At 34.5% G+C, this 18,623-nt stretch carries 17 protein-coding genes and 1 pseudogene; 16 read left to right on the top strand and 2 right to left on the bottom strand.

Annotation, left to right across the window (positions count from 1 at the left end):
- Window positions 1-10 precede the first annotated feature (10 nt).
- The 11 genes from ACYSNO_RS04815 (at window position 11) to ACYSNO_RS04765 (ending at window position 9,944) form a co-directional block, all read left to right on the top strand.
- Window positions 11-1,327 (top strand): lanthionine synthetase C family protein, encoded by a 1,317-nt coding sequence (locus tag ACYSNO_RS04815; RefSeq protein ID WP_461729945.1) that lies wholly within the window; start codon window positions 11-13, stop codon window positions 1,325-1,327.
- Between the two features lie 22 nt (window positions 1,328-1,349).
- A complete protein-coding gene (locus tag ACYSNO_RS04810) occupies window positions 1,350-2,036 on the top strand; it encodes a response regulator transcription factor (RefSeq protein ID WP_461729944.1) in 687 nt (228 codons plus the stop codon).
- Window positions 2,026-3,399, top strand: coding sequence for a HAMP domain-containing sensor histidine kinase (locus tag ACYSNO_RS04805; RefSeq protein ID WP_461729943.1), 1,374 nt, complete (start codon window positions 2,026-2,028; stop codon window positions 3,397-3,399). Before ACYSNO_RS04810 ends, ACYSNO_RS04805 begins: the two co-directional genes overlap by 11 nt.
- A 20-nt stretch (window positions 3,400-3,419) precedes the next feature.
- Complete coding sequence (locus tag ACYSNO_RS04800) at window positions 3,420-4,031, top strand: hypothetical protein (RefSeq protein WP_461729942.1); 612 nt, start codon at window positions 3,420-3,422, stop codon at window positions 4,029-4,031.
- Window positions 4,032-4,270: 239 nt separating this feature from the next.
- On the top strand, window positions 4,271-4,399 hold the full coding sequence (locus ACYSNO_RS04795) for a transposase family protein (RefSeq protein ID WP_461729941.1): 129 nt from the start codon (window positions 4,271-4,273) through the stop codon (window positions 4,397-4,399).
- A 252-nt stretch (window positions 4,400-4,651) separates the two neighbouring features.
- A complete protein-coding gene (locus ACYSNO_RS04790) occupies window positions 4,652-5,119 on the top strand; it encodes a transposase (protein WP_461729940.1) in 468 nt (155 codons plus the stop codon).
- Window positions 5,120-5,191: 72 nt separating this feature from the next.
- Window positions 5,192-6,214, top strand: coding sequence for a Mu transposase domain-containing protein (locus ACYSNO_RS04785; protein WP_461729939.1), 1,023 nt, complete (start codon window positions 5,192-5,194; stop codon window positions 6,212-6,214).
- The gene (istB, locus tag ACYSNO_RS04780; protein ID WP_461729938.1) at window positions 6,204-6,959 is read left to right on the top strand and encodes an IS21-like element helper ATPase IstB; all 756 of its coding nucleotides are present in this window, start codon (window positions 6,204-6,206) and stop codon (window positions 6,957-6,959) included. Before ACYSNO_RS04785 ends, istB begins: the two co-directional genes overlap by 11 nt.
- Window positions 6,960-7,485: 526 nt before the next feature.
- Window positions 7,486-8,088, top strand: a complete 603-nt coding sequence (locus tag ACYSNO_RS04775; RefSeq protein WP_461729937.1) for a recombinase family protein — start codon at window positions 7,486-7,488, stop codon at window positions 8,086-8,088.
- A gap of 21 nt (window positions 8,089-8,109) precedes the next feature.
- A complete protein-coding gene (locus tag ACYSNO_RS04770) occupies window positions 8,110-9,096 on the top strand; it encodes an RES family NAD+ phosphorylase (RefSeq protein ID WP_461729936.1) in 987 nt (328 codons plus the stop codon).
- Window positions 9,097-9,428: 332 nt separating this feature from the next.
- Window positions 9,429-9,944 (top strand): PBECR4 domain-containing protein, encoded by a 516-nt coding sequence (locus ACYSNO_RS04765; protein ID WP_461729935.1) that lies wholly within the window; start codon window positions 9,429-9,431, stop codon window positions 9,942-9,944.
- 288 nt (window positions 9,945-10,232) lie between these two features.
- Here ACYSNO_RS04765 and ACYSNO_RS04760 read toward each other — a convergent pair.
- Window positions 10,233-10,546, bottom strand: a pseudogene (locus ACYSNO_RS04760) (TniB family NTP-binding protein); the annotation flags it as partial.
- Between the two features lie 166 nt (window positions 10,547-10,712).
- Here ACYSNO_RS04760 and ACYSNO_RS04755 point away from each other — a divergent pair.
- The 5 genes from ACYSNO_RS04755 (at window position 10,713) to ACYSNO_RS04735 (ending at window position 17,537) form a co-directional block, all read left to right on the top strand.
- A complete protein-coding gene (locus ACYSNO_RS04755) occupies window positions 10,713-11,666 on the top strand; it encodes a GNAT family N-acetyltransferase (protein ID WP_461729934.1) in 954 nt (317 codons plus the stop codon).
- A 322-nt stretch (window positions 11,667-11,988) separates the two neighbouring features.
- The gene (locus ACYSNO_RS04750; protein ID WP_461729933.1) at window positions 11,989-12,609 is read left to right on the top strand and encodes a non-canonical purine NTP pyrophosphatase; all 621 of its coding nucleotides are present in this window, start codon (window positions 11,989-11,991) and stop codon (window positions 12,607-12,609) included.
- A 95-nt stretch (window positions 12,610-12,704) separates the two neighbouring features.
- Entirely contained in the window at window positions 12,705-13,922 is a 1,218-nt protein-coding gene (locus tag ACYSNO_RS04745; protein WP_461729932.1) for a metallophosphoesterase family protein, read from the top strand.
- On the top strand, window positions 13,897-16,560 hold the full coding sequence (locus tag ACYSNO_RS04740) for an ATP-binding protein (protein WP_461729931.1): 2,664 nt from the start codon (window positions 13,897-13,899) through the stop codon (window positions 16,558-16,560). The genes ACYSNO_RS04745 and ACYSNO_RS04740 overlap by 26 nt, the downstream gene beginning before the upstream one ends.
- 32 nt (window positions 16,561-16,592) lie before the next feature.
- Window positions 16,593-17,537 carry a 3'-5' exoribonuclease YhaM family protein gene (locus tag ACYSNO_RS04735; RefSeq protein ID WP_461729930.1) on the top strand — a complete coding sequence of 315 codons (945 nt, stop codon included), beginning with the start codon at window positions 16,593-16,595 and terminating at the stop codon, window positions 17,535-17,537.
- Between the two features lie 52 nt (window positions 17,538-17,589).
- On the opposite strand, the gene ACYSNO_RS04730 is transcribed toward ACYSNO_RS04735, so the two are convergent.
- Window positions 17,590-18,597 carry a peptidylprolyl isomerase gene (locus tag ACYSNO_RS04730; RefSeq protein ID WP_461729929.1) on the bottom strand — a complete coding sequence of 336 codons (1,008 nt, stop codon included), beginning with the start codon at window positions 18,595-18,597 and terminating at the stop codon, window positions 17,590-17,592.
- Between the last annotated feature and the right edge of the window lie 26 nt (window positions 18,598-18,623).

Raw genomic sequence — 18,623 nt, 5'->3', positions numbered from 1 at the left:
GAGAAATACTATGAATGATATAAATTGTTATGTAAAAAAAATTGCATTAAGATTAAAAGATTTTGAATACGTGGAACAAGTTTTGTTAGAGCCAGAAAATTATTTGAATTATGGAGAAGAGAAAATTTTACCTAATTCACCCAGGACAATGAGTCATGGAATTCCTGGGTTATGTTTACTTTATGCTGAACTAGATAGACAATTTCCAGATGAAAAATGGATGGATTATTGTAATATTTATGTACAAAAATTAGTAGAAATGATAAAAGTCTATGGAATTGAGGAACCTTCACTTTTTTCTGGATGTAGTGGTATTTGTTTAACTATACTTGAATGTTCGCATAATAGAAAATATTATGGAAAATTCAAAGCCAGTTTGGATGCATTTCTGATAGAATTAGTTCAAGAAAAATTTAAACAAATTCACTCACATGAAGATACTTTGATGTTCGATTATGATACTATTCAAGGTCTAACAGGTATCCTTAATTACATGTTGATAGATGCTATAAGTCAAAAGTACTTCTTTAAACAAATAAATGATATTCTTAATTATTTTGTACAATTATCAAATAAATATGAGTTTAAAGGGATTGAAGTTCCTTATTGGAGAATTAGTTCAGAAAATTTATTTCTTAAAGAAGAAAGAAGTCTTTTTCCAGATGGGGCAATAAATTTGGGAGTATCTCATGGAATATCAGGTCCTTTAATTGTTATGTCAAAAGCATTGGAACTTAATATTAAAGTTCAAGGACTAGAAGAGGCTATTATATATATAAGTGAACTACTAACCAATAGTCTGGATACAAAGAATAATAACTGGCCTAGTATGATAGATATAAACCAGCTAACAAATATAAATACAGTATTTGAAGAAAGTCGTGATGCTTGGTGTTACGGTAGGCCCGGTGTGGCTTATGCATTACTAAAAGCTTCTCAAGCATTAGAAGATAAGACTTTATTTAATATTGCTTGTACAACTATGAATTCTGGTATTAATTCAGAAATTGGACTTATATCTCCATCATTTTGTCATGGATATATAGGTGTATCATATATATATAAGAAGTTTTATGAGTATACAAAAGTGGACACTTTTGATTACGAATCTAAACGATTAATGATTAAGGCTATATCTTATTATGATGAAAATCTTCCATTTGGATTTCCTAATTGGGAACAGAATATAAATGATCAAAATCAACAAGAGATGAAATCGATTAATACTATTGGTATACTGGATGGTGTAACAGGTATTTTACTCTCTCTTTTATCTATGTTAGGTAATAAAAAGACAAATTGGGATGCAGTATTTTTACTTGATTAGTCAGACAAAGGGATGTTATTTTATGATTAAGATTATTTATGTTGAAGATGACCTTCAAATTACAGATTTGGTAAAAAAATACTTGGAAATGAATGGATATGAGGTAACCATTGTTCACTCGTTTCAAGAATTAAATAAAATAGATTTATCTTTTTTTGATTTGATGTTACTAGATGTTATGTTACCTAATATTAATGGTATTGATATATGTAAAAAAATTAGAGATTCGATTTTATATCCAATTATTTTTATTAGCGCTTTAGGATTGGAAGAAGATATCATTTATGGTCTCGAAAGTGGTGGAGATGACTACATTACTAAGCCTTTTAGTTTAAAACAACTAAAAGTAAAGATAGATAGTCATCTAAGAAGAGAAAATAGAAATAGTACTCCTAAAAGAATGATTCATACTCAAAATGTAGTTTTAAATAAAGAAAAAAAGCAGATTTTTGTAAATGGTAATATTGTTATATTTCCAAAAAAAGAATATTTAGTTGTTGAAAAATTAATTAGCAATATTGGAAATGTGTTAAGCAAAGAGCAACTATTTGAGACAATTTGGGGATTTGATAGTGAAAGTAGTTTGAGTACAGTTACTGAGCACATCAAAAAAATTAGATATAAACTTGCGAATGTGGATTCTAACTTTACGTATATACAAACAAAGTATGGATTAGGTTATATTTGGGAACCTAAACATGAAAAATAATTATTCTTTAAAACGTTCGTTCAACTTTTTAGTTATAAAAGTAGTAGGTTCTACAGTCGCCTTATTGCTTGCTATTCTTTTCATTTGGCTGGTTTGGTTAACTATATTTCCTAGAGATTATTATAATAAAGTTTATTCAGAAACTTTTTTGAGTTCTGTAGAAAAAAGAATGCCAGATATTTTATCAGGTAAAATAAAAAATATGCAGAACGATGATCCTAAATTTCAATATTTAATAACCATAGATGAGAAAAGATCAATAAAAAGCCGCGATTTTCCAGAAAGTCAGATTAATTTGAGTTCAACATCTAAAGGAACTCATTCATTTGTGGAAAATAATAGCGTATATTCGTTTAAGGTATTTGATCAATATCCAACCGTCAAAATATTGATGATCTATCCTGCTTTTTCAACAGGGAATCAGATAGTAGACTACATAAATGTTGTATTACAATATCTTATAATAGTTAGTCCTTTCGTAATATTTATAGTTTTTCTTAGTGTTTTTACTACTAGGTTGTACCGATTAATTATTTCGAAATTTAAAATAGTAGAATCCCATTTAAAAGAAATTGAAGCAGGAAATTTATTAACGCCATTACCTAAATTTAATGATAAAGAATTTGGTGAATTATCTAGACAGGTAAATAAGATGAGGATTGAGCTAAAAAATTTATTGGACGAATCTCAAAAAAAATCTATAATGCAGAAACAATTATTCTCTTCTATTGCACATGATGTAAGAACACCATTGACTATAATAAATGCTGAAGCAGAGTTATTAGAAATCATTTCGGAAGATTTAAGCGTTCAGGAACGGTGCTCTGTGATTATTTCTGAAGTTTCTAGAATTGATCAGTTATTGACGGAACTACTTAAAATAGCTCGTTTAAATGCCGACGGATACACTGTGAAATATGAAGAAGTTAATATTGTTGATATTCTACGTGATACTATATTAGAGTTTCAATCATTATTTAGAATGAATAAAATAAAAATCCGAGAAATCTATAGTGCTAAAGTAATAACTATATATTGTGATGAATTAATGATTATAAGAATTATTCAAAATGTTTTATTGAATGCAGTGGAACATGTATGTATAGATGGAGAAATTGAATGTTCAATTATAGAAAGTTCTGTAGAAGTTACAATTTCTATTATTAACACAGGATCTCTATTTCCAGATGAATATTTAGAGGGGGAATTTACCCCATTTTATTCGAATCAACTTCAAAGAGAAAAAAATCATTTTGGACTGGGTCTTTACATGTCAGATTTAATGATTAAAAAAATGAAAGGTTCAATCTCTGTAAAAAATGAAAATCATAGAGCAACAGTAGTTATTACACTAAAAAAATAATAAAGGTAGGTTGAATATTAATGAAAAAAATAATTAGTGTATTATCAATTCTTACATTGTTACTATTTCTTTTAACCCCATTTTATAATGTCTCGGCTACATCGATTCCTGAAGCGATAAACTACTGGGTTACCCCAAAAGTGATCCATATTAAAAATGATGATTTATTAAAATCATATCTAACATTAGACTACAAAAACCATACAAGAGAAATAGTATACGCTTCAAAGAATCAATATAAGTTAAAATATGATTCAGATATTTCCATTTCAGATAAATCGATGAGTGTTGAAATAATCGGACACGTATTTCCTGACACTGTTGCTAATTATCTTCCCCAATGGCTGGCATCAATGATACAAGATCATACTTCTGTAATTGATTCCGGTGAAAAACTAGTAGATAAGGATCGGTGGGTATGGGATTCAATTGCATTAGTATTAGTTGATTACAATAAAGTTATTTTAGGAAATAGAAATAATGCAGAAGAAACAAATCAAGAAATTGTTGACGCTATTTATAATCAATATATTTTGACTGTTCCTAGTAAATTGGATAAAGGTATTATGCTTAAAGTTTTAGCAGATATTCAAAATAATAATATTGACCCAATTTTAAAAAATCTTTTCTAATGTAAACAAATTTTATACTAAACTAAACAACCTTCAGGTAAGTAATTTTCTTTTTTTAGTTTATAAGTTTTCTTCTAGTAATCTTTATTCTGTATCTAAAATAATAAATAAAGATGGTTCAGAAAGGGTTAGTTGTTTTCAACTAGCTTTTTTTCTCTTTGTCAAATATTATGAGTAATGAAATGAGGAAAATAATCATCTTATGAACTTCATTGCATTTTAAACAATAAAGAAGCCAAGTGTCCTGTTTGTCAAAAAGTCCAACAACTATCTGCTCTTACTATTCTCGTGAAATTCAAGAATATCGAATGAATGGAAAAGAAGTCTATTTAATTATTTCAGGTCGAAAATTTCAATGTAAAAAATAATCAATATGATAAAAAATACTAAAAATAACTTTAGATTAATTCATGGTTTATTTATTAAAAATGATAGAATACTAAAAATTAATAATTTATGAATACGGCACGGGGAATCGTCCATCAGTGCGATACTTTCGTCCGCTGAGTGCGGACAAAAAGTCCACCAAGTGCGGAAATAATCGTCCAAATCTATAACCTTCGGTATACTTATATTATGTATGGGTTTTCATACAAATAAGTTACTGGAGGTTATTTTTTATGATCGATTATCGTAAGATTCTTGAAATGCACCTACAAAGAATTTCTCAACGCACAATCTCTTCTAGCACTGGACATTCAAGAGACAAAATTAGAGAGGTGGTGAATCAATTCAAAGCTAAGAATTTAGATAAACTTACTGAAGAAATGACTAATTCTTGGTTGGAAGACTATCTGTTCCCGAATAAAAATGCTAACCAGCGTGGATATTTCAATCCTGACTGGAATTATATCCATAAAGAACTATTAAAGAAGAATGTCACACTTAAACTTTTACACAAAGAGTATGAACATGAGGAAAGAATACAGAACTTGATGCCATACGCTTATCGCACATTTTGTGAGAAGTATGGATATTATGGCAAGAAGTATAAATTAACCATGCCGATTCATCGAAAACCTGGTGAAATTCTTGAAGTAGATTGGGCAGGAAGTACGTTATCTGTTAGAAGTAGTGATAGTGGATAAGATATCAAAGTTTATATTTTCGTAGCTACTTGGCCATTTAGCCAATATAGTTATGTCGAGGGTTTTTATGATATGAAAATAAATAATTGGTTGACAGCTCATATTCACACCTTAGAATTTTTCCAGGGGGTCCCTGAAACGATTGTTTCAGATAATTTAAAAACAGGTGTAACAAAAACTGATTATTCCGAGCCTCTTTTAAATGAAGGCTATCGTCAAATAAGTGATTATTACCGTTTTACTATTGTCTCTGCACGTGTAAGATCACCCAAAGATAAACCCTCGGTTGAAGGGAACGTTGGGTTTATTAGCCGACAAGTCATTGCAGCCTTTCGTAGTAAGACATTCTTTAGTTTAAATGAATTGAACCAAGAAATTTTTGAGAAGACACAAGAATTGAATCGAGAAGCCTTTCAAAAAAGACCTGGTTCAAGGTACACAGTTTTTCAAGAAGAAGAACTTCCATTCTTAAGTTCACTTCGTCACCCACGCTTTACACAGTCTCAATGGCGAATATCTAAAGTCCAATTAGATTATCATATTCAGATTGATCGTATGTTTTATTCTGTCCCCTATGAGTATGTTAATAGCGAAGTAGAAGTAAGAATAACTGATAACCTAATAGAAGTGTACTTCAATGAACATCGAATTGCATCTCATAAACGACTTCGGGGTGATATTGGTCAATACGCTACAATTGTCGATCACATGCCAGATAATCATCGTCGCTATTTAAATCATACTCCTAAAGAAAACTTGCTTTGGGCAGAGGAGATTGGCACAAATACTTACGCTTACGTCGATTATATTCTTTCTAATAATGTAGAAAAAAAAGCCCTGAAATTACTTGCTACCTTAAGAAATATAGCCTCTAAATACTCGATAGAAGAGTTAGAAGCTGGCTGTCATACATTGATTTCTATTGCAAAAGAACCTACAAACTCATTACTAAAATCAATTCTCAGTCGTGCAAAAAAACGAAATAAAACGTTAGATGCTCGATTAGTAGAATCAATTATTGAGGAGCAGACGGACAGTAATTTTGGATTTGTCCGAGGTGCATCCTACTTTGGAGGGAAAAGAAATGAGAAATGAACAAACACTTGAAAAATTAAAATCCATGCGATTAATTGGGATGTCAGACTTATACGAACAACAAGGAATGGATAAAACAAGCGATTCCTTAGGGTTTGAAGAACGCTTTGAATTACTCGTAGACGCTGAATTTGCTCGTCGAAAGTCAAACAAATTAGAACGCTTTATCCAACAAGCTACATTTAGTGATTCAAATGCCTCTATCGAAGGTATCGAATACTATCCTGATCGAAACCTTGATAAACATTTTATTTCTAAATTGGCTCAAGGGGGTTATATTGAAAATCATCAGAATATTATTTTAATGGGAGCTTCTGGAAACGGAAAAACTTGGATAGCGAACGCCTTTGGTATTCAAGCTTGTCGTCAGTTCAGAAAAATAAAATATATTCGTCTCCCAGAACTTATAGATGAACTTGCCTTAGCTAAGTATGAGGCAGATGGTTCTTACCGTAAATTGATTAAAAAATATACGAAATTTGAACTACTAATTATTGATGAATGGTTATTAATGGATTTATCTTTAGAAGATAGCGTTCATATTTTTGAGATCATCGAAGCTAGGTTAAAACAAACTTCCACCATATTTTGTTCTCAATTTTCGCCGGAAGGATGGCATGGTAAAATAAAAAATATTCAATTAGCTGATGCAATTTTAGATAGAATCAAACATAATTCTTATCAAATACTAGTGGATGGCGAAGTATCTATGCGAGAGCGACACGGTCTAGAAAATAGAAGGTGAGTTTAATCATAGTTCAAACTTTTCTTTTCTGCATTCCCCTCGTAAGAGGTTAATTTAAGTTAGAGATTCTTTGTTATTACTTTATAACTTGGATAGTAAAGTATAATCTCTAGCTGATGAAATGACTAACTTCAAAATAAAATAGCTTAAACAAGTATTAAAATAATCCCAATGCCTAATTTTTCTATTGTAAGATCATTAGCAGAGCTCATTTGGAGCTCTGCTTGTGTCGTTTTCTGATCAATAAGATGGACGATTCTTTTCGCATCTATTGGACGATTCCTTCGCACTCAGTGGACGAAAGTACCGCTTCACTGGACGTATTCCAATGCCGTATTCAATTTAGATGTTATTACAGTTGATGTCGTCGAAACTGCAAAGAGAACGAGAGGACTCGTCGTCGTTAGTTCTGTTGATTTATTAGAGTGTACCCTAAATAGACAATCAGATGTTGTTGATTTTATTGCATCATGATTGTATGATTAGGGTGTATGCTAATTGGTGGTAGAAAAGAGGAAATTTATCTATGAAAGTTGCTTATGCACGAGTATCTTCTGAAAATCAAAATTTAGAGAGGCAGTTAGAAAATTTAAAGAAATTTGGAGCAGAAAAAATTTTTACAGAAAAAAAGTCAGGAGCTTCAATTATTAATCGAGAGGAATTTCAAAAGGCGATAGAATTTGTTCGCTCTGGTGATATTTTCATGGTAGAAGCAATCGATCGTCTTGGAAGAAATTACGATGAGATTATTCAGACTGTAAATCTTTTAAAAGAAAAGGAAGTTCAGTTAGTTATTACGAGTTTACCGATAATGGCTGAGGCAATTGGCAACCCTCTTCTCGATAAATTCATTAAGGATTTAATTGTTCAGATATTGGCCATGATAGCAGAGCAGGAAAGAACAGAATCAAAGAGAAGACAACGACAAGGAATTGAATTGGCGAAAGAGCGTGGTATTTACAAAGGACGACCACTTTTGTATTCTCCAACAGCTAAAGACCCACAGAAAAGGGTTGTCTATGAACGAGTAGTTGCTATGTTGGAGATAGGGGAATCAATTTCACATATTGCCAGGACTAACGGCATAACTAGACAAACGGTCTATCGAATTAAAAGTTCGTTGAAATAATAAAGAAAATGAGTGAGTAAAATGGAGCAATGGAAAAAATGGAAAGAGAGCTTAAGTGAGGACGAACTAATAGAGGTACTAGAAGCCTTTTTATATCGTGATTTAGAAACTTACTTCATTTCATCAACTTATTACTGTGATTATTGCATCGATGAATTTGAAAAAAACTGGCCAGGTATTTGTAACTGGAGTAATGATTTCCAACGGAAATCTATCAGTATTACTGAGTTTTATCATGCTAGTCGATTACAAGACTCTTTTGAAGAAAATGAATTTAACAATCTAATTTCAAAAATTGAATGCCCTAATTGCGGGAGTACTAATTACAGCTATATATGGCCTTATGAGATTACGTTTGATGTACCTTTAAATTTTGAAAAGTATCTTGAAGAAATAGCCTTATTATCAGAAAAAAACCCATTTTTAATATTAGATCATCCCTTTGCCAAGTCAGTTTATAATGAAATTCATGAATTATCCAAAAAAATTAATAGTTCAGAACTAGAAGTACCTCTTTATAGAGCAAGAAATTATAAAAGAAATAAAAAATTTAATAAAGATGATTTTTTAGCTCCAGGTAAAAGTATTATATTAGAAGGTAGATTCAATCATGCTGGGAGACAAGTTCTCTATTTAGCAGAAGATAGTTCCACTTGCTTTCAAGAGATCAGAAAACCTGAAAAAGGGATCATGCTTTCTAGGATAGAAATATCTAAAAAGATAAAAATATTAAATTTATTTGATGAACAATTTAAGGGAAATAAGATTATCCAGGCAATCAGATGGTCTTCACTTCTTAGTTCACCAGCTGAAGGTGAAGGTTACCATAAACCACACTATGTCTTTACTCGATTTATCGCAGATGTAGCACTCTCTGCTGGGTTTGATGCTATACATTACCCTAGCGTTAGAAAAGAATATGGAAAAAACATCGTAATTATTAACTATGAAGAAATTGAAAATAAGGTAAAGGTACTAGATTTTGAATACTACAATGAAGAAAATTAGAACTCTTTCTTTTTTAATTCATTTCGATTATTCATCAACTACTTTAAAAAAATTATTTAACTAGAAAAAAAACAGTCACCACTATATATTTTCAATTTCATTGACTGTTTATATATATCATGGTATATTAAAAGTGAAGAACAGGTAACTTGAGTACCTGTCAAGCGTTGACTTTGACTGGTGGGCTAGTAACCACTGATCAAATGAGCTTTATAAGGGTTAGAGTAGAAGCACCTCATACTAGCTAGGCGAAAGCTGAAATAAAATACTCAAAATGAGAGGGAATTCTAATAAGAGTTCTCTCTTTTTTGTATTCTGGAGGATTATGAGATATGGATCTATTAAAAGCTGCAGCTCTTGAATTTAGAAGGCTGTTGAATACTGAATATTATTTCTTACTTGGTAAAAAAAGGAATACATACACAATCAATTTAATTTTCAACAAATCAGATTTTTTCCATATCGCAGGACTTCATAAATTAAAGGACTTACATTACAGAACTAGAAAGACTGAAGATATATTTGACGACATTTTAAATGATGAACTTACTTTTTCTGATATTAAGAAATCTTCATTCATAGAAGAAGCTAAAGAAAGATTGGTTTATTTGATTAATTTAACTTCTTTAATTGAAAATAACGATACCCAATTAAAATGGAGACATAGAGCTAATAACAGAACTAAAATTAACTGTGAGTTTTTATTAGTTAATCCAGTATTACCCATTGAAGACTATAGTTTTTCTGAAGTATACCTCTTTATTGAGAGACATAAATCTACTCAAAAAAATATTTGTAAAACATTTTTTCCTAGAAGCTACCAAGATTATTCACATGGTCAAAGATAAAATAAATTTATTGACTAATACTACAATAAATTTATTTACTCACCCTAACTATAAACCTGAATAAGAAAGAAGAAAATCAGTTGTCCAATATTAAGATAACTGACTATCTTAATTATATATGTAATGCTCAATCTTCCGTCATTGAATAATCCTAGACAATTTGATTACAGATGATACGTTCTTCAAACGGGGCGTTAAAACTCCTAGAAAGACGAGTGTCACTTTTCTATTTAAATGGCAAAATTTTTCAGTAATAAATGACAAAAGCTACCAACTTTTGGTAGCTTTTTATATGCCTATCACTAAACTATCTATTGCTGTTTCGACAACTTCTACAGTAATCTTATCCATTTGATTGAATCTTAAAATACGATTAATTTGTGTAAATAAACGATGGATAAACCTAAAATTTCTTTTTGTGATTTTAATAATAGTTGTGACAGCCTCATAATCAGAAAAATCTTCTAACTTAATGTCAATTCCTAAGTCTGATCATTTGTATTCCAAAATATGATGTGTTTCATCCTTACTAAGGTTATCAAATTCATGTGAGAGAAAAGTTGCGGATAACGAGACAACCTTTTTTCAATACCAGGCATACCGAAACGCCTGGTTTTCTGGACACTACCCCTCAATATAGAAAGGGGGTTCGAAAAAAGGGAAAGTATTGTAGAATTAATTAAAAGAAGAACATGGAGGATAACTATATGGGCAGACCAACTTTTTTTGTTAAATAATTTCATATTATTTAATAAGGAGAAAAAATTTATGAGCTTAATAACATTAAAACCTTCAACAGCCGTTGAAAAAAATGCTCTCAATTGCATCTTTGAAGAGGCAAAGCCACATTTCAACAATGTGGAAGGTCGTGATCCCATACCCCCTCTAGAAAATATCGAAAGCATAATCCCTGAACTTTCGAATGACGATTGTCATTGTTTGAGTATTTTTTATTTTAATACGATAATTGGGTATTTATGGGTATTTGAAGACTATCCATCAAGCATGTATATTCTTCATTTCTATATAAGTAAGAGATATAGAAACTGTGGATTTGGTAAACTTGCTATAAGAGAATTGGAGAATCTTTATGCTGAGAAACAACTAAAAAAAGCAGAGCTTGTTGTATCGACCAATAACTACATAGGTTTAAAATTTTGGAAATCCACAGGTTTCGATAAGATAATAAACATCTATAACGTAAATCAAATAGAAACAAATTCTGTTGAAATTGAACTTCAAAAAAAACTTACAAATAAACCTGAGGACTGGATTCATTTACTTCCAGTGGATGAAAAGAATTCTTTCTTAGGAAATAATGTAGTTGTTACCAGTGAACAGATACATTCAAATTTAGTTCTATCAATCCCAGAGGCAATTAAATCCGCTTTTGTGACTGAATATGCAGAACCTTATTTCATTTGTTTGAATAATGAAGTCATTGGTTACGCTGCGCTTGTGTTTGATCAAACGATTCCCAATGAAGAAGATCGATATTGGCTATGGCAATTTACCATTGATAAGTCGTATCAAAATAAGGGATACGGAACAAAAGCATTGGAAATCATTGTTGAACAGTTTAGGAGCAAATCCGTTCCAGTCATTACTCTATCGACAAAATCAGATAACGACAATGCATTACGCTTATATAAGAAATTTGGCTTTACTTTAACTGGTGAAACAAACGGTGATGAGGTTATTTTAAAGAAATATATTAACTAGAAAAAAGGATCAATCCTCGTTTATTGGGATTGATCTTTTTGCAAATAAAGCGAAAAATATTTTTTATCAATACACGAAATTACGTAGATTTTTTGCCATCTAGAAAATAAAATTATTGCCATTTAAAAAGAAAAATGACAGGCTATTAGCCACTAAAAAGTAAATTTTATTCTATACAAATTAAAAACTCCTCAGATTTATGTAGCGACCCCAAAAAGTTAGGATTTTTGGTCTAACTTTTTGGGGTCACAACATTATGTCACAGCCCCTTTTTGTTGGGGAAAACGATTCTTAAAAAAATCCATTGAAAGAGGACGAAAATATGAAAATCTTGTTTGCAACAACCAATCCAGCAAAAGTGAAATTTTATGCGACACGCTTACTTGAGCAAGGGATTGAAATTGTGACCTTAGCGGATCTTGGGATTGTTGAAGAAGTAGAAGAAACAGGCGACACGCCGATTGAAAATGCGCAAATCAAAGCGCAAGCTTATGCAAAAATGAGTGGGTTACCAACGATTGCTTTAGACGAGGGATTGTATTTTGAAGGGTTGGATTCAACAGAACAACCGGGGGTTCATGTGCGACGCGTACAGGGGCGCCGATTAAATGATGAAGAAATGATTACGCACTATTTAGCTTTGGTGAATCGATACGGAACAGCAGGTTGTTTAGCAGGTACCTTTGTTAAAGGAGTTGCTTTTGTTTTTGAAGGGCAGGTTGTGACCTTTGAAAGTGCCGCGTCTCGAAGGTTTGTGAACCGAAAAAGTACCGTGATCGATCCAGGGTATCCCCTTGCTTCCATTCAAATCATCCCAGGAGTGAACAAGTTCAAATCCGAATTAACCCGTCAAGAAGAAAAAGAAACGATGGATGTCGAGCAACAACCGATTTTTGATTTTTTGAAACAAGTGCTTAAGCAAATGAATCCGCCCGCTATTTAAAGCTTTTTTTCTAGGTGACACGAACAAACTTTCGTGTTCGCCTAGCTTTTTTTTATTGAAATGGTAAAATATAGAGAAAAAGAGGAGGTTTTTTTATGTTACGTTTTATTCATTGTGCAGATTTACATCTTGATCGTTCGTTTGAAGGCCTCTACTTGGTCAATGAGGGATTAGAAGAGTTGCCGAAAATGAATGCACAAGTCTTAGAATCCATTGTATCGGTGGCAATTCAAGAAGCGGTCGATTTTGTCTTGCTTGTCGGTGATACGTTTCATCAAAATCACCCTAGTTTAAAAACACAACATCAATTTTTTGTGCAAATGAATCGTTTGAAAGAAGCAGAGATTCCGGTTTATTTGAGTTTTGGCAATCATGATTATTATGAAGAGGCTCGATACTGGTTTGATTTTCCTGAAAATGTCCATCTATTCAAGGAAGAAGCTGTTGAAACGATGACTGGACGCACGAAAAAAGGCGAGACTTATGCAATTAGCGGCTTTAGTTATCGAAGCCCTTGGTTAACGGAATCAAAAGTCCCGTCATTTCCTCCACGGCAAGCGACCTATCAAATTGGCATGTATCACGGGGAACAAGCTGGCGAGCGTTACGCGCCGTTTAACCTGCAAGAAATGAAGCAAAAAGGCTATGACTATTGGGCTTTGGGGCATATCCATGTAGCGACCACGCTTTCGGAACAACCACCAATCCTCTATCCCGGGACGCCGCAAGGGCATACTCAAAAAGAAGTGGAAACACCAGGCGTTCTCTTGGTGACCTTATCGCAAGGACCCGCAACTTGGCAAGCGATTCCGGTTCATCAATTGAGTTGGCAAGAACTGCCGATTTCGATGCGAGGAATTCATACGCAAAAAGCCGCGTTAGAAAGAATCCAAGAGCGATGGAAACAATCAGAAAAAGCATTAGTGAAACTGGTGTTAAGTGAAACAGAAAGTTTACCTAAAAAATGGCTACAACCTAAAGAAAAAAGTGAACTAATTGCTTATTTAAATTATGAACTAAAAGAAAAAGGTTTTGAGCAACGAGTGTATCAGATGGAAGAAGTCCAATTGGTTCTCGATCAAAAGATGACCGTGCATGTCAGCCCGGCATTGAAACAAGAAATTTTTCAACAATACCAAGAACTTGCCATTTTTCGTGGAATGATGGAAGAGTTATTGCAGCATCCGATTGCCAGCAAGGTGACTTCGCTGGAGACGTTGCAGCAAGCAATTTTAGAAGCAGCAAGTAAAGAGTTAGAACAAGAATATATTTGGAAAGCGGAAGAAAATGAAACTTATACGAGCAGAAATTAGTGGCTTCGGTCATTATCGTCAAGCGACTTTTGATTTCTCCACGGGGAATCAATTGTTTTTTGGCGAAAACGAAACCGGGAAATCAACCCTCTATCATTTTATTCAAACGATGCTTTTTGGCTTTGCTAAAAAGAGCAGTAAAAAAAGAGACTATACTCCTACAGATGGGGCAGCTTTTGGAGGGCGGCTTTGGATTGAGCTCCCAGGTTATGGAGAAGTTCAGATCGAACGTTTCCGACGGATCAATCGAGGAAGGGCGAAAATTCGAGTAGGAGAGATGGAAGGGGATGAGACTTGGCTCGCTCAGTTGCTTGCACCCTTAACGCTAGAAACCTTTCAAGAAGTGTTTACTTTCCAACAAGAACAACTCTCAGAATTGGATCGACTCCAAGAAAAAGAACTCCACGATGCCCTCATTTCTTTAGGAATTACTGGAAGTGCGCAAGTGATGAGCCAAGTCCAACAATATGAAAAAGAAAATCAACAAATGTATAAACTAAAAGGACAGAAACTCCGCTTGAATCAACAACTAATTGAGTGGCAGCAGCTGAAAGAAAAAATCCAAGAAAAAGAGCAACAAGAAAGACAAGTCCAACAAGCGTATCAAAAAATGGCTTACTATGAAAAACAAGCCAAAGAAAATCGAGGAAAAGTGCTTGCCTTGCAACAAAAGAACCAATTACTCGAGCAACAGCAATTAAACTGGCCCTTATATGAGGAGTTGCAAGCCTTGCAAGGAGTGAAAGAGTCGACGATTTCCTCAGCTGAAAGCCAAAAAATCCAACAATTTTATCAAGAATATCAACAAATTAGCGAAGCAATCGAAAAGAAAGAAGCGGAACTCGCACAACTAGAAAGTGGTCAAGGATCGGAACGTTATTTCTTCTATCTAGATGAGGAGGCGCGGATTCAACAAATTTTAAGAGAGAAAGTCACCATGATGCGACTCTTAGATGAAAGCCAACGACAACAAATGGAAAAAGACAAGTTGCAAGCGACGTTCACAGCCTTGCAGCAAAAGCGAGGCTGGCAACAAGCACCTGAAAAAAGTGACGCACAAATTCCTGAACGAATTGAACAGTTACAAATGGCTGAAAGTCAGTTAAGGGAAGCCAACTTACGTCTTGATTGGCTCACCGAACAACACGAGCAACTTGAACAAGAAATCGCAAGCCTCGAAAAAGCACATCCACAATTATTTGCAACCAAACCGTCTCATGCACGTCTGAGTTATGGCTTATTAAGTGTCGGGGCGTTGGGAATTGGAACAAGTTGGTTCTTAAGCGGTGGTGTTCGTTTAGGGGGGCTTGTGTTAGGGGGACTCGTTTTCTTGGGGGGTGTTTTCCTTCAATTGCAACAAAGTAAGGGACGGCAAGTGCGTCCTCTATGGCAAGAAAAAATCCATAAGCAGCAAGAATTACGTACGCAGCAAGCCCAACAAGTTGCACAAGTGACGCAAATGAAAGAAAACGTGGCACAAGCAAAAAGTCAACTCCAACCTGCTTTCGGGCAAGAAACGGACACCTCTAAATGGTTACAAATGGTTCAAGACTACGACGAAGAGGTTGCAACTTTTGAAAGGCTCCATCACAAACTGACCGCTTTAGGCCCTAGAGAGCAAGCACTTCGTGAACAATTACAACGCTTTTCAGCTTCTTTTGCCCCCTTTGATGAATGGTTGCCCTTAAAAGGCAAAGAATTGGCGGAGAAAATTCAATGCTTGGAAGATTTTCATTTGGAAATGCAAGAAGTGAAAATGAATCGACTCCAGCAACCAAGTACCTTATTGGCCCAACAATTACGGCGCCAAAAAGCGGACCGCGAAGCACTGTTTGAAAAATGTGAAGCATTGTTCGCTACTTTTGGCTTGACACATCCCACGGAGATCCCTTTATGGAAAAAGCAGTGGGAACGACAAGAAAAACAAGTCGCACGTAAAAAAGAGCTCACAAAACTTTTACAGCCCTTATTTCCTGAGAAAATGACCAAAGCACAATTACAAGCACAAAAGGAAGCCCTTCATGCAAGCCAAGCAAGTTTACAGGAGTCTTTAAATCTCGACTTAGAAGAAAAACAACGCTTGCAGTTACGACTGGAACAGCTACAAGCAGACGGTACGCTTGATCAGTTGTATCAAGAAGAAACAAAACGTCGGGCAGAGATTGAATCCAATCTGGTGCAATGGGGGAAAAATCGTTTATTAGGGGCTTTTTTAACAGACTTGGCAACCGCGCTTTCTGACCAACAATTACCGCAATTGCTGCAACAAGCCTCGTATTATTTCGGTATACTGACAAATCAGGAATACCAAGCCGTTCGTTTAGAAGAAGGCCTGTTGTTTGTGGAATCGACCATGGGTGTGCAAGGAATTTATCAACTGTCAACAGGTACAAAAGACCAGTTGATTATGGCCATTCGTTTCGCCTATTTGTTTTTACAAAAAGAGACGATTTTATCGCCCGTCATCATTGATGACGGTTGGTTACACTATGACAGCCAGCGTAAACGTCAATTGGCTCGTTTATTTGCCACATTTGGCGAAGACTATCAAATCATCTGTTTGTCTTCCGACCAAGAAATGGTAAGCTATTACCAAGAACGAAATCAATCAGTAAAAATACTGACGCAAAGGATGTGACGAACGTTTTTGTGGAAACAAAAACGAGAAAAATGAAAAAAATACGTGAATTAGTTGTCGATGAAGAGTTTCAATTGTTCTGTTTAGTAAAAAACGCAGATATTCGTAAGGCGAAAAATGGAAAAACCTTTATTGCGTTCACTTTTCAAGATACTTCGGGTACTGTCGATGGAAAATTTTGGGACGCATCAGAAGATGAAGTTCAGCGTTTTCAAGCCGGTCGAGTGGTTGCTTTAACGGGGAAACGTGAGGTCTATCAAGGGATGCCCCAAGTGAAAATTTTACAGCTGCGCCTCGCAAAAGAAGAGGAACCTGCGGACCCTACGCTATATATGGAGCGAGCACCCTTGAAAAAAGAAGCGATGGAAGAGGAGATCAATCAAACCTTGTTTGAAATTACGAATCCGCATTGGAATCGAATTGTTCGCTATCTTTTGACAAAATACCAAAAAGAATTTTTCGATTATCCTGCAGCAAAACGCAATCATCATGCCTTTGCGAGTGGCTTGGCTTATCATACAACTACGATGTTACGCCTAGGCAAAGCGCTGGTGAGAGAGTATCCTGAATTAAATGCTTCGTTACTTTATGCGGGCATTATTTTACACGATTTAGGGAAAGTTTTAGAATTAAGTGGGGCGCTGACGACCGAATATACATTGGTCGGTAATTTAGTGGGGCATTTAGTTCTTGTCGATGAAGAAATTACGAAAGCATGTTTGCAACTAAAAATTGATGATAGTGCAGAAGATGTCGTGATTTTACGACACATGGTGCTTGCCCATCACGGGTTATTAGAATACGGCTCACCAGTACGACCACGTGTGATGGAAGCAGAAATTTTGCATCAAATCGATAATCTAGATGCGTCCATGCAAATGATGTTAACCTCGATTCGCCAAGCGACGCCGGGCGAGTATACAGATCGTATCTTTGGGATGGACAACCGTAGCTTTTATGTACCAAAAGAAGTATAACCACAAAAAAAGAAGCTGGCCTCTGTTGATTAAGAGTCCAGTTTCTTTCTTGTTATTTCGAATCGGTTGTTTCTGTTTCTTCTTTCTTGTCAGAAGATTCTGTGTCTGCTTTTTTATCAGCAGAATCGTCTGTTGCTTCTGATTCTTCTGTTTCTTTCGGTGGGTTTGCCGCATCAATGAAGGTTGTTAAGATGGTACCGAAAGCTTCATCTTTGATTTTCACGTTGGCTTTAATTAATTCTTTACCGATTGCCTTATTCACGAAAGCTTGGTCAGCTAATTGTGCTGTTGTTGCTGCTTCTTTCACTTCTTTTTCGAATTTTTTCATATCATTGCCTTTTGGTGTGTTTTCAACCATTCGAATGATATAAAAGGCAGTCCCGTATTGAGATTGAACCGGAACAATTTCAGAAATTTCGCCGTCTTTTAATTCAAAAGCAGCTTGTTTCACTTCCGTTGGGATTTCGGTTGCTTCAGTAGCAGAGTCAAAAGTCACAAGTCCTTTGTCAGATTTTGAAGCGTGTAAAGATTTTTCTTCTGCAAGTTTCCCAAAATCAGCATCTTTTTTCTTCGCTTCTTCTAAAATTTCTTTTGCCTCATCCTCTGAAGTGACGAGGATAATTTCTGCTTTGACTTCTGGATGGAATGCTTCCCAGGCTGCTTTTAAATCAGCGTCGGTTAGCTCAACATGCGCACGTAGGCCTTTATCAAAAGCAAGACGGTCACGCATTAATTTATCCGCTTCTTTTCGAGTCATATTGGCTTGTTTTAATTGTGCATCGATATCTGTATCTCCAAAGACTTCTTTTAACTCTTTTTCGATGTCTTTATCCGTAATGTCTTCCCCATAATGTTTCGTGAAAACTTTTGATAAAATCATATCAAAAACAATTTGTTGGCTACTTTGTTGTGTACGAGCATTGTCATAAAAATCAAGAGCTGTAATCGTGCCGCCTTTCATCGTAGCAATCTCAGTATTTTTTTGATTGGTTGAGCAGGCAGCCAAAGCCAGAACGCTCATGGATGTTGCTAAAGCTAAAATAATTTTTTTCTTATTCATGGATAATTGCACTCCTGTTATCTAAA

This window comes from Enterococcus sp. LJL98 (assembly GCF_054871745.1).
The sequence above is the reverse complement of the archived record's forward strand: the minus strand, read 5'-3'. Positions and strand labels throughout refer to the sequence as shown.

Excerpts from the sequence above, each read along its gene's own strand:
- ACYSNO_RS04815 (WP_461729945.1), top strand. The coding sequence starts at position 11 with ATGAATGATATAAATTGTTATGTAAAAAAAATTGCATTAAGATTAAAA.
- ACYSNO_RS04730 (WP_461729929.1), bottom strand. The coding sequence starts at position 18,597 with ATGAATAAGAAAAAAATTATTTTAGCTTTAGCAACATCCATGAGCGTT.
- ACYSNO_RS04790 (WP_461729940.1), top strand. The coding sequence starts at position 4,652 with ATGATCGATTATCGTAAGATTCTTGAAATGCACCTACAAAGAATTTCT.
- ACYSNO_RS04785 (WP_461729939.1), top strand. The coding sequence starts at position 5,192 with ATGAAAATAAATAATTGGTTGACAGCTCATATTCACACCTTAGAATTT.
- ACYSNO_RS04810 (WP_461729944.1), top strand. The coding sequence starts at position 1,350 with ATGATTAAGATTATTTATGTTGAAGATGACCTTCAAATTACAGATTTG.
- ACYSNO_RS04750 (WP_461729933.1), top strand. The coding sequence starts at position 11,989 with ATGAAAATCTTGTTTGCAACAACCAATCCAGCAAAAGTGAAATTTTAT.
- ACYSNO_RS04765 (WP_461729935.1), top strand. The coding sequence starts at position 9,429 with ATGGATCTATTAAAAGCTGCAGCTCTTGAATTTAGAAGGCTGTTGAAT.
- ACYSNO_RS04755 (WP_461729934.1), top strand. The coding sequence starts at position 10,713 with ATGAGCTTAATAACATTAAAACCTTCAACAGCCGTTGAAAAAAATGCT.
- ACYSNO_RS04775 (WP_461729937.1), top strand. The coding sequence starts at position 7,486 with ATGAAAGTTGCTTATGCACGAGTATCTTCTGAAAATCAAAATTTAGAG.
- ACYSNO_RS04800 (WP_461729942.1), top strand. The coding sequence starts at position 3,420 with ATGAAAAAAATAATTAGTGTATTATCAATTCTTACATTGTTACTATTT.
- istB (WP_461729938.1), top strand. The coding sequence starts at position 6,204 with ATGAGAAATGAACAAACACTTGAAAAATTAAAATCCATGCGATTAATT.
- ACYSNO_RS04740 (WP_461729931.1), top strand. The coding sequence starts at position 13,897 with ATGAAACTTATACGAGCAGAAATTAGTGGCTTCGGTCATTATCGTCAA.
- ACYSNO_RS04770 (WP_461729936.1), top strand. The coding sequence starts at position 8,110 with ATGGAGCAATGGAAAAAATGGAAAGAGAGCTTAAGTGAGGACGAACTA.
- ACYSNO_RS04735 (WP_461729930.1), top strand. The coding sequence starts at position 16,593 with ATGAAAAAAATACGTGAATTAGTTGTCGATGAAGAGTTTCAATTGTTC.
- ACYSNO_RS04745 (WP_461729932.1), top strand. The coding sequence starts at position 12,705 with ATGTTACGTTTTATTCATTGTGCAGATTTACATCTTGATCGTTCGTTT.
- ACYSNO_RS04805 (WP_461729943.1), top strand. The coding sequence starts at position 2,026 with ATGAAAAATAATTATTCTTTAAAACGTTCGTTCAACTTTTTAGTTATA.